Source organism: Streptomyces sp. NPDC056948, from assembly GCF_042674225.1.
GTDB lineage: Bacteria > Actinomycetota > Actinomycetes > Streptomycetales > Streptomycetaceae > Streptomyces > Streptomyces purpurascens.
Genome location: NZ_JBHUQX010000322.1, coordinates 1 through 11,167, shown reverse-complemented (window position 1 = coordinate 11,167; position 11,167 = coordinate 1). Strand labels below are relative to the sequence as shown.

7 protein-coding genes and 1 pseudogene are annotated in these 11,167 nt (G+C 68.4%); 7 read left to right on the top strand and 1 reads right to left on the bottom strand.

Features of this window, described 5'->3' with window-relative positions; genetic code table 11:
- From ACFTZL_RS32300 to ACFTZL_RS32275, 6 genes and pseudogenes are all read left to right on the top strand, one after another.
- The coding region (locus ACFTZL_RS32300; RefSeq protein ID WP_382589945.1) for a cobaltochelatase subunit CobN at window positions 1-759 on the top strand (759 nt) is incomplete at its 5' end.
- Window positions 760-1,062: 303 nt separating this feature from the next.
- Window positions 1,063-1,152, top strand: coding sequence for a K(+)-transporting ATPase subunit F (gene kdpF, locus ACFTZL_RS32295; RefSeq protein ID WP_037727062.1), 90 nt, complete (start codon window positions 1,063-1,065; stop codon window positions 1,150-1,152).
- 8 nt (window positions 1,153-1,160) lie between these two features.
- Window positions 1,161-2,825, top strand: coding sequence for a potassium-transporting ATPase subunit KdpA (gene kdpA, locus ACFTZL_RS32290; protein ID WP_382589942.1), 1,665 nt, complete (start codon window positions 1,161-1,163; stop codon window positions 2,823-2,825).
- Entirely contained in the window at window positions 2,822-4,954 is a 2,133-nt protein-coding gene (gene kdpB, locus ACFTZL_RS32285) for a potassium-transporting ATPase subunit KdpB (RefSeq protein ID WP_382589939.1), read from the top strand. The genes kdpA and kdpB overlap by 4 nt, the downstream gene beginning before the upstream one ends.
- Window positions 4,955-4,959: 5 nt before the next feature.
- Window positions 4,960-5,592: a potassium-transporting ATPase subunit C gene (locus tag ACFTZL_RS32280; RefSeq protein ID WP_382589936.1), complete on the top strand. Its 633-nt coding sequence runs from the start codon at window positions 4,960-4,962 to the stop codon at window positions 5,590-5,592.
- Window positions 5,592-6,392 (top strand): annotated as a pseudogene (locus ACFTZL_RS32275) (sensor histidine kinase); the annotation flags it as partial. The gene ACFTZL_RS32280 and the pseudogene ACFTZL_RS32275, both read left to right, overlap by 1 nt.
- Here ACFTZL_RS32275 and ACFTZL_RS32270 read toward each other — a convergent pair.
- The gene (locus ACFTZL_RS32270; protein ID WP_382589933.1) at window positions 6,303-8,273 is read right to left on the bottom strand and encodes a potassium transporter Kup; all 1,971 of its coding nucleotides are present in this window, start codon (window positions 8,271-8,273) and stop codon (window positions 6,303-6,305) included. The pseudogene ACFTZL_RS32275 and the gene ACFTZL_RS32270 overlap by 90 nt on opposite strands.
- Window positions 8,274-8,614: 341 nt before the next feature.
- Between ACFTZL_RS32270 and ACFTZL_RS32265 the strand changes: the two genes are divergently transcribed.
- Window positions 8,615-11,167, top strand: a 2,553-nt coding sequence (locus ACFTZL_RS32265) for a HAMP domain-containing protein (protein ID WP_382589930.1), incomplete at its 3' end; no start/stop codon positions are given.

Genomic DNA, 11,167 nt, shown 5'->3' with positions numbered 1-11,167 from the left:
GACGTGGCCGAACACGGCGACGAACGCCGCGCCACCACCCGCATCTTCGGCTCCCGCCCCGGCACCTACGGCGCCGGTCTGCTCCAGCTCATCGACTCCCGCGACTGGCGCACGGACGCCGACCTGGCCGAGGTCTACACGGTCTGGGGCGGCTACGCCTACGGCCGCGAACTCGAGGGCCGCCCGGCCCGCGAGGAGATGGAGACGGCCTACAAGCGCATCGAGGTAGCCGCGAAGAACACGGACACGCGCGAGCACGACATCGCCGACTCCGACGACTACTTCCAGTACCACGGTGGCATGGTCGCCACGGTCCGCGCCCTGCGCGGCACGGCGCCCGAGGCGTACATCGGCGACTCGACCCGCCCCGAGACGGTCCGCACCCGCACCCTCGTGGAGGAGACCTCGCGTGTCTTCCGCGCCCGCGTGGTCAACCCCAAGTGGATCGAGGCGATGCGCCGCCACGGCTACAAGGGCGCCTTCGAGCTGGCCGCCACGGTGGACTACCTGTTCGGCTACGACGCCACGACCGGCGTGATCGCCGACTGGATGTACGACAAGCTCACCGAGACCTACGTCCTGGACGAGACCAACCGCGAGTTCCTCCAGCAGGCCAACCCCTGGGCCCTGCACGGCATCGCCGAGCGGCTGCTGGAGGCCGAGTCGCGGGGGATGTGGGAGAAGCCCGATCCGGCGGTGCTGGAGGGGCTGCGCCAGGTCTACCTGGAGACGGAAGGAAACCTCGAGGGCGAGGACTGACCGCTCCGACTCCGGCTTCTGCCGTCGTCCATCGGGTGCGGGACGTCGTCCCGCACCCCGCTCGAGCGCCCGGCTGGGGGGGGGTGAGCGCTGACCGCGTCAGAGCTGCGTCAAAGACGTCGGCGTCGCCGTCAGGGAGACGTCAACGAGGCTCGATTCCGGCCATAGAGGCGGTTTCCTCTAATCGTCCGTGTCTGTTTCGAACCTCTCCTAGGAGCTCGCGATGGCCGATCTGGCCTTCGTCGTCGCCGTGCCCGCGGTCTTCGCGCTGGTGGCCCTCATCGCCAAGGGGGTGACGAAGCTGTGACCGCCGAGAACATCGTCGGCCTGGTCGTGGCCGTCGCCCTGCTGGGCTATCTCGTCCTCGCCCTGCTCTTCCCGGAGAGGTTCTGAGATCCGCCATGGGCCCCGTACCGGCCGGCGTGCTCCAGTTGCTCGCCCTGATCGCCGCCCTGGCGCTCGTCTACATCCCCCTCGGCACCTACATGGCCAAGGTCTACTCCTCGAAGAAGCACCTGCGGGTCGAGAAGTGGATCTACAAGGCCATCGGTGCCGACCCCGACACCGAGATGCGCTGGCCGGCGTATCTGCGGGGCGTGCTCGCCTTCTCGGTGATCGGTGTGCTCTTCCTGTACCTGCTGATGCGCCTCCAGGGCGTCCTGCCGGGTTCGCTGGGCTTCGCGGCGATCGACCCGGACCAGGCCTTCAACACCGCCGCCTCCTTCGTCACCAACACCAACTGGCAGTCGTACTACGGCGAACAGGCCATGGGCCACGTCGTGCAGACCGCCGGCCTGGCCGTGCAGAACTTCGTCTCCGCGGCCGTCGGCATCGCGGTGGCGGTGGCGCTGGTGCGCGGGTTCGCGCGCTCGCGGACCGGTGAGCTGGGCAACTTCTGGTCGGACCTCGTGCGCGGTGTCCTACGGATCCTGCTGCCGCTGTCCGTGGCCGCCGCGATCGTGCTGGTGGCGTGCGGCGCGATCCAGAACTTCTCCGGCATCCACGAGGTCGGCCAGTTCATGGGTGGCCGGCAGCAGTGGAACGGCGGGGCGGTGGCCTCGCAGGAGGCCATCAAGGAGATCGGCACCAACGGCGGCGGCTACTTCAACGCCAACAGCGCCCACCCCTTCGAGAACCCCACTCCGTTCACGAACCTCTTCGAGATCTTCCTGATCCTGGTGATCCCAATCGCGCTGACCCGCACCTTCGGTGTCATGGTCGGCTCGGTCAGGCAGGGCTACGCGATCCTCGCCACCATGGCCACCATCTGGATCGGCTTCACGGCCCTGATGATGTGGACCGAGTTCGCCCACCACGGCCCGGCACTCCAGGCCGCGGGCGGGGCGTACGAGGGCAAGGAGGTCCGGTTCGGCGTCGGAGCGTCCTCGATCTTCGCGACGGCTACCACGCTCACCTCGACCGGCGCGGTGGACTCCTTCCACTCGTCCTTCACCGGCCTGGGCGGCGGCATCACGATGCTGAGCATGATGCTGGGCGAGATCGCGCCCGGCGGCACCGGTTCCGGCCTGTACGGCATGCTGATCATGGCGGTCATCGCGGTGTTCATCGCCGGCCTGATGGTCGGCCGTACGCCCGAGTACCTGGGCAAGAAGATCGGTACCCGCGAGATCAAGCTGGCGGCCTGCTACATCCTGATCACCCCGGCGCTGGTGCTCGTCTTCACCGCCTTCGCGATGGCCCTGCCGACCCCGGCCGACTCGATGACGAACAGCGGGGCGCACGGATTCTCCGAGATCCTTTACGCCTACACCTCCGCCTCGAACAACAACGGCTCGGCGTTCGCCGGTCTGAACGCGGACACGCAGTGGTTCAACGGCACCCTCGGCCTCGCGATGCTGCTCGGCCGCTTCCTGCCGATGGTGTTCGTACTGGCGCTGGCCGGTTCGCTGGCCGAGCAGAAGCCCGTGCCCGTGACCGCGGGCACCCTGCGCACCGAGAAGCCGCTGTTCACCGGGCTCCTCGTCGGGGCGATCCTGATCATCACGGGTCTGACCTACTTCCCGGCACTCGCGCTGGGTCCGCTGGCCGAGGGGCTGGCGTCATGACGACCGACGTAACGAAGCAAGAGGACTCCATGTCCACAGCCACCACTCCCACCCGGGCGCCGCACCAGGACGTCCCGACCGGTCACAAGGAGGGCCGGGTCGGTGCCGGCCTCTTCGATCCCAAGCAACTGGTCACGTCGCTGCCGGACGCCTTCCGCAAGCTCGACCCGCGGGTGATGGTCAAGTCGCCCGTGATGTTCGTGGTGTGGATCGGCTCGGTCCTGACGACCGTCTTCTCCTTCACGGAACCGGGGGACTGGTTCGGCTGGGCGATCAGTGCCTGGCTGTGGCTGACGGTGGTCTTCGCCAACCTGGCGGAGGCGGTCGCCGAGGGCCGTGGCAAGGCGCAGGCGGACACCCTGCGCAAGGCCAAGACCGACACGATCGCCCGCCGGCTGCTCACCGACGGTGCGCAAGAGCGGGTCCCCGGTACCGAGCTGCGCATCGGCGATCTGGTCGTCTGCGAGGCCGGTGACGTCATCCCCGGTGACGGCGATGTCGTCGAGGGCGTCGCGAGCGTGGACGAGTCGGCGATCACCGGTGAGTCGGCCCCGGTGATCCGGGAGTCGGGCGGCGACCGCTCGGCGGTCACCGGCGGGACGAAGGTGCTGTCCGACCGCATCGTCATCAGGATCACGACGAAGCCGGGTGAGACCTTCATCGACCGGATGATCAGTCTGGTCGAGGGCGCGGCACGGCAGAAGACGCCGAACGAGATCGCGCTGAACATCCTGCTCGCCTCGCTGACGATCGTGTTCCTGCTGGCCTGCGCCACGCTGCCGCCGTTCGCGGACTACGCGGGCACCCATCTGACGATGGTCGTGCTGGTCGCCCTCCTGGTCTGCCTCATCCCGACGACCATCGGCGCCCTGCTGTCCGCGATCGGCATCGCGGGCATGGACCGGCTGGTGCAGCGCAATGTGCTCGCGATGTCCGGCCGGGCGGTCGAGGCCGCCGGTGACGTCTCGACCCTGCTGCTCGACAAGACCGGCACCATCACGCTCGGCAACCGCCAGGCCGCCGAGTTCGTGCCGGTGAGCGGCACCACCCAGGCTCGACTCGCCGACGCCGCCCAGCTCTCCTCGCTGGCCGACGAGACGCCCGAGGGCCGCTCCATCGTCGTCCTGGCGAAGGAGAAGTACGGGTTGCGCGAGCGCCACCAGGGGGAGCTCGCGCACGCCCAGTGGATCGAGTTCACCGCCCAGACCCGTATGTCCGGCGTGGACGTCGACGGCCGCAAGGTCCGCAAGGGCGCGGCGGGTTCGGTCATCGCCTGGGTACAGGAGCGGGGCGGCACCGTCGCCGACGACGCGGACGCGAGCGCCCACCGCATCTCCGAGGACGGCGGCACCCCGCTGCTGGTCGCTGTCGAGGACCTCGACGGTGCACGGATCCTGGGCGTCATCCACCTCAAGGACGTGGTCAAGGACGGCATGCGGGAGCGGTTCGAGGAACTGCGCCGCATGGGCATCAAGACCGTCATGATCACGGGTGACAACCCGCTGACCGCGAAGGCGATCGCCGAGGAGGCCGGGGTCGACGACTTCCTCGCCGAGGCCACGCCCGAGGACAAGATGGCCCTCATCAAGCGTGAGCAGGCGGGCGGCAAGCTGGTCGCGATGACCGGCGACGGCACCAACGACGCCCCGGCCCTCGCGCAGGCGGATGTCGGCGTGGCCATGAACACGGGCACGTCGGCCGCCAAGGAGGCCGGCAACATGGTCGACCTCGACTCCGACCCGACGAAGCTCATCGAGATCGTCGAGATCGGCAAGCAACTCCTCATCACCCGGGGCGCGTTGACGACGTTCTCCATAGCCAACGACGTGGCGAAGTACTTCGCGATCATCCCGGCGCTGTTCGCGGCGGTCTACCCGGGCCTGGACAGGCTCAACATCATGGGCCTGTCCTCACCGGACTCCGCGATCCTGTCGGCCGTGATCTTCAACGCGCTGATCATCATCGCGCTGGTGCCGCTCTCACTGAAGGGCGTGCGCTACCGGCCCGTCAGCGCAGACAAGTTGCTGCGCCGCAACCTGACCGTCTACGGAATCGGCGGGCTGATCGCGCCGTTCATCGGCATCAAGCTCATCGACCTGCTCATCTCGCTGATCCCCGGGATCGGGTGAAGGACATGAACAACTCTTTCGCGAACACCGCCCGGTTGCTCGGAGCGGCCCTGCGGGCCCTCCTCGTGCTGACCCTGGTCACCGGCGTCATCTACCCACTGGTCGTCACCGGCATCGCCCAGGGCCTGTTCAACAACAAGGCCAACGGCTCCGAAATCGAGTCACACGGCAGAGTCGTCGGATCGTCCCTGATCGGCCAACAGGGCTACAGCCTGGACTACTTCCAGCCGCGGCCGGCGAACGGACTGGGGACCAACTCGATCAACACCCAGTACAAGCTGATTCTCTCGGGCGCCACCAACCTCTCCGCCGACAACGAGAAGCTGATCAAGTCGGTGGAGGAGGCCAAGGCCAAGGTCGTCAAGGAGAACTCCACGGCCGATCACAAGGTCAGGCCGTCCCAGGTGCCCGCCGACGCCGTCACCTCCTCCGGCTCCGGCCTCGACCCGGACATCTCCCCGGCCTACGCCGAGCTCCAGGTCCACCGGGTCGCGGCGAAGAACGACCTGCCCGTCGCCCAGGTCGACCGGCTGGTCGAGGACCACACGGAGGGCCGCACCCTCGGCTTCATGGGCGAGCCCCGGGTGAACGTCCTGGAGCTCAACATCGCCCTCAAGGACCTCGTGACGAAGAGCTGATGGCCCTGGCGCTGACCGGCCGCGTCCTGCCGGCCGAGGACCGCCGGGTGCTCGCCGCGTTCGCCGCCCAGGCAGCCGTCGTCCTGGACCGGCAGCGTCTCCGGCACGAGGCCGACCAGGCCAAGGAACTGGCCGAGGGCAACCGCATCCGCACCGCGCGGCTCGCCGCCGTGAGCCATGACCTGCGCACACCGCTCGCGGGCATCAAGGTGTCGGTCTCGTCCCTGCGGTCGGACGACGTGGCCTGGTCGGAGGAGGACCAGGCCGAACTCCTCGAAGCGATCGAGGAAGGCGCCGACCGCCTCGACCTCCTCGTCGGCAACCTCCTCGACATGTCCCGGCTCCAGACCGGCACCGTCACCCCGATCATCCGCGAGGCCGACCTCGACGAGGTGGTGCCGATGGCACTGGGCGGCGTCCCGGAGGACAGCGTGGAGCTGAACATCCCCGAGACGCTGCCCATGGTCCACGTGGACAAGGGCCTGCTGGAGCGGTCCGTCGCCAACGTCGTGGAGAACGCCGTCAAGTACAGCCCCCAGGGCACCCCCGTGCTCGTGAAGGCGAGTGCCCTCGCCGACCGAGTGGAGGTCCGGGTGATCGACCGCGGTCCCGGCGTCCCCGACGAGTCCAAGGACCGCATCTTCGAACCCTTCCAGCGCTACGGAGACGCACCCCGCGGCAGCGGAGTCGGCCTCGTAGCGGCAGCCGCCCTACACCTCGACCTGCGAGCCCATGATGACCGTGCGGTCGCGGGGCAGGCCGAAGTACTCGGCGGCGTCGGCCGTGATGTAGGAGGTGGCGATGAACAGCCGCTTGCGCCAGGGCGCCATCGTCGAGGCCTTGCCGCGCCGGAGCTCGATCTTCGACAGGAAGTAGGACGCCTGGTCGAGCTGCAGTGGTCCTTCCGTATCGGCCGGGTCGAGCAGGGCCAGGGTGCCGGGCACGTCCGGTGTCTCCATGTAGCCGAACCGGGCGGTGACGTGGATGATCCCGTCGTCGGCGTACCCCAGGTCGTCCACGGCGATCCGCTGGTCGGCCTGGACACGGGGCACGGGCTCGGTCCTGATGGACAGGATCACGACATGGTCGTGCCGCACGTGGTTGTGCTCGACGTTGGCCACCATCGCCAAGGGCGCGGTCTCCTTCCCCCGGTTCAGGAAGACGGCCGTGCCGGGCGCCCGGACCGTCGGCTCCTCTCCCGCGCGGAGGTCTTCGATGAACTGGGGCAGCGGGCCTTCCTGGCGCGCCCGTTCCGCGGTGACGAGTTCCCGGCCACGTTGCCAGGTCGTCATGACGGTGAACGCGGTGAGGCCGATCAGCAGCGGCAGCCACGCGCCGTGGACGAGCTTGGTCATGTTGGCCGCCACGAACAGCAGGTCCACGAAGAGGAGCACGCCCGCGCCGGCGGCGAGCAGCCAACGGGGCGTACCCCACTTGGCACGGGCGACGTAGAAGAACAGCAGGGTGGTGATGGTGATGGTGCCGGTGACGGCCATGCCGAACGCGTAGGCCAGCGCCTCGGAGGCGCGGAAGGCGAAGACCAGGGTGAGGACCGAGACCATCAGGAGCCAGTTGATCCAGGGGACGTAGATCTGGCCGATGGTGGATTCGGAGGTGTGCGCGATGCGCAGCCTCGGCAGATAGCCGAGCTGGGCCGCCTGGGAGGCGACCGAGTACGCCCCGGTGATCACCGCCTGGGAGGCGATCACGGTCGCCGCCGTGGCGAGCAGGACCATCGGCCAGCGTCCCCAGCCGGGCACGAGCAGGAAGAACGGGCTGCTGATGTTGTCCGGGTCGTCGAGGATCAGCGCGCCCTGGCCCAGGTAGCTGAGGACGCACGCGGGCAGGACGAGGAACAGCCAGCCCCGGGTGATCGCCCGGCGGCCGAAGTGCCCCATGTCGGCGTAGAGCGCCTCGGCGCCGGTGACCGCGAGGACGATCGCGGCCAGGGCGAAGAAGGCGGTGCCCCAATGGCCGAACAGGAAGCCCAGCGCATACGTCGGTGACAGCGCCTTGAGGATGTCCGGGTGGTCGGCGATGCCCACGACGCCGCACGCGCCGATGGCCACGAACCAGGCGATCATGACCGGGCCGAACACCCGGCCCACCGCCGCGGTTCCCCTGCGCTGCACCAGGAACAGGAGCACGATGATCACCGCGGTGATGGGCACGACCGCGTCCTCCAGTGACGGCTGGACGACCTTGAGGCCCTCGACCGCGGACAGCACCGAGATCGCCGGTGTGATCATGCTGTCGCCGAAGAACAGCGACGCGCCGAAGATGCCCAGGGCGGCCAGTGCGGCGGCGCCCCGACGCCCACGCTGTGAACTCCACCGTCGCAGCAGGGTGATCAGCGCCATGATGCCGCCCTCGCCGTCGTTGTCGGCGCGCATCGCCAGCAGCACGTAGGTGACCGTGACGATGATCATCACCGACCAGAACACCAGGGACACCACCCCGTACACGTTGTCCGTGCTGACCGGCACCGGGTGCGGGTCGCTCGGGTTGAACACCGTCTGGAGGGTGTAGATCGGGCTGGTCCCGATGTCGCCGAAGACCACGCCGAGAGCACCGATGACCACCGCGAGCCGCACCGTGTCACGCGTGCTCGCCCCACGCGCCTCGAGTGCCGGCGACTCGGACCCGTCGTCCGACGCGTTTTTCTGCCGGCGCTCGGCCATGGTGCTCCTCCTCGTGCGGGCCGCTGAGGCGCGGACCCGGGCATCGGGGCGGACGATACCGATCCCAATCGAATCGGCGAAGACGCCGAGTCGACACGATATTTGATTCTTTCCGTTGCTCATGCGAACAGGTGATTGTAGCCCCGTCGATTACCGGAAGGCTTGCCGGTCGACCTTCGGCCGTTGTCGCGTGACAATACTTGCTGGAATCAAGCCGGGGGCCAGCCTGGCCATACGATAAGGGCGTTCGTAGCGGCCGGTGGGGGGCAAGAATTCCGACAGTTGACGGCAGGTCTGAATGTCGGAGCGAATGCCGTGGGGCGTTCGGGGAGAGGGAGAGCATGGACAAGGCGGGGACCGCGATCCAGGATCCGGGCGTGGTGCCGGGGGAGCCGGAGCTACGGCGGTTGCTGGCCGGGCTGACGGCCGTACGCGACGGCGACTTCGGCACCCGGCTGCCGGAAGAGGCCGGCGGCCTGCTCGGTGAGATCGCGTCCGTGTTCAACGGCATGGTCGACCAGTTGTCGCTGTTCACCTCCGAGGTGACCCGTGTGGCACGCGAGGTCGGTACCGAGGGCACGCTGGGCGGTCAGGCCCAGGTACCCGGGGTTTCCGGAACATGGGCCGACCTGACCGACTCGGTCAACGCCATGGCCGGCAATCTGACCACCCAGGTGCGTGACATCGCCCAGGTGGCCACCGCCGTCGCCAAGGGGGATCTGTCGCAGAAGATCGACGTCGATGCCCGGGGCGAGATTCTGGAGTTGAAGAACACCATCAATACGATGGTCGATCAGCTTTCGGCGTTCGCGGACGAGGTCACGCGTGTGGCGCGGGAGGTGGGTACGGAGGGCAGGCTCGGCGGGCAGGCCGACGTCAAGGGCGTGCGGGGCACCTGGCGTGACCTGACCGACTCGGTGAACTTCATGGCGGGGAATCTGACCGGGCAGGTGCGCTCCATCGCCCAGGTGGCCACCGCCGTCGCCAAGGGGGATCTGTCGCAGAAGATCACCGTCGACGCCCGGGGCGAGATTCTGGAGTTGAAGAACACCATCAATACGATGGTCGATCAGCTTTCGGCGTTCGCGGACGAGGTCACGCGTGTGGCGCGGGAGGTGGGTACGGAGGGCAGGCTCGGCGGGCAGGCCGACGTCAAGGGCGTGCGGGGCACCTGGCGCGACCTCACCGACTCGGTGAACTTCATGGCGGACAACCTGACCGCCCAGGTCCGCTCCATCGCCGAGGTGACCACGGCGGTGGCACAGGGCGATCTGTCGCAGAAGATCCGCGTGGACGCGCGGGGCGAGATCCTGAAGTTGAAGGAGACCATCAACACGATGGTCGACCAACTGTCCTCCTTCGCCGACGAGGTCACCAGGGTGTCCCGTGAGGTGGGCACCGAGGGCAACCTCGGCGGCCAGGCCACCGTGCGCGGGGTGTCGGGCACTTGGAAGGACCTCACCGACAACGTCAACGTGATGGCCTCCAACCTGACCGGTCAGGTCCGCTCCATCGCCCAGGTGGCCACGGCCGTGGCCCGCGGCGACCTGTCGCAGAAGATCACTGTGGAGGCCAAGGGCGAGGTCGCCGCGCTGGCGGGGACGATCAACACCATGGTCGACACCCTGTCCGCCTTCGCGGACGAGGTGACCCGCGTGGCCCGGGAGGTCGGCACCGAGGGCCGCCTCGGAGGCCAGGCCCATGTGCCCAACGTCGCCGGCACGTGGAAGGACCTCACCGACAACGTCAACTCGATGGCGAACAACCTGACCGGGCAGGTCCGCAACATCGCGCTGGTGACCACGGCTGTCGCCAACGGCGACCTGTCCAAGAAGATCGACGTCGACGCGCGCGGCGAGATCCTGGAACTCAAGACCACCATCAACACGATGGTCGACCAACTCTCGTCGTTCGCCGCCGAGGTCACCCGCGTGGCCCGGGAGGTGGGCAGCGAGGGCCGGCTCGGCGGGCAGGCCGAGGTCGAGGGTGTCTCGGGTACCTGGAAGCGGCTCACCGAGAACGTGAACGAGCTGGCCGGCAACCTGACCCGGCAGGTGCGGGCGATCGCCGAGGTGGCCAGTGCCGTCGCCGAGGGCGACCTCACCCGGTCGATCACGGTGGACGCCTCCGGCGAGGTGGCCGAGCTCAAGGACAACATCAACGCGATGGTGGAGTCCCTGCGGGACACGACACAGGCGAACCAGGAACAGGACTGGCTGAAGTCCAACCTGGCCCGGGTGTCCTCCCTCATGCAGGGACACCGGGACCTGGACGTCGTCGCCGAACTCATCATGGACGAGCTGACGCCGCTGGTCTCCGCGCAGTACGGGGCGTTCTACCTGACCGAGGAGACCGGCACCGGCGTGGAGCTGCGGCTCATCGGCTCCTACGGCGCTCCCGCCGACGGCGACCGCCTCGAGCGCGTTCCCCTCGGCCACACCCTGATCGGCCAGGCGGCACGCAACCGCCGCACCATCACCGTGGACGAACTCCCGGCCGACTACGTGACCATCTCGTCCGGGCTCGGCAGGACGACTCCGACCTCGCTGACGGTGCTGCCCCTCACCGTCGAGGAACAGGTGCTCGGCGTCATCGAGCTGGCCTCGGTCACCCGGTTCACCCAGATCCACCAGGACTTCCTGGGGCAACTGCGGGAGACCATCGGCGTCAACGTCAACACCATCCTCGCCAACGCCCGCACCGACGAACTGCTCGGCGAGTCCCAGCGACTGGCCGAGGAACTGCGCGTCCGCTCCGACGAGTTGCAGGTCCGCCAGGGCGAGCTGCAGCGGTCCAACGCGGAGCTGGAGGAGAAGGCCACCCTGCTGGCCACGCAGAACCGGGACATCGAGGCGAAGAACCTGCAGATCGAACAGGCCCGCCAAGAGCTGGAG

Excerpts from the sequence above, each read along its gene's own strand:
- kdpA (WP_382589942.1), top strand. The coding sequence starts at position 1,161 with ATGGGCCCCGTACCGGCCGGCGTGCTCCAGTTGCTCGCCCTGATCGCC.
- kdpB (WP_382589939.1), top strand. The coding sequence starts at position 2,822 with ATGACGACCGACGTAACGAAGCAAGAGGACTCCATGTCCACAGCCACC.
- ACFTZL_RS32280 (WP_382589936.1), top strand. The coding sequence starts at position 4,960 with ATGAACAACTCTTTCGCGAACACCGCCCGGTTGCTCGGAGCGGCCCTG.
- ACFTZL_RS32270 (WP_382589933.1), bottom strand. The coding sequence starts at position 8,273 with ATGGCCGAGCGCCGGCAGAAAAACGCGTCGGACGACGGGTCCGAGTCG.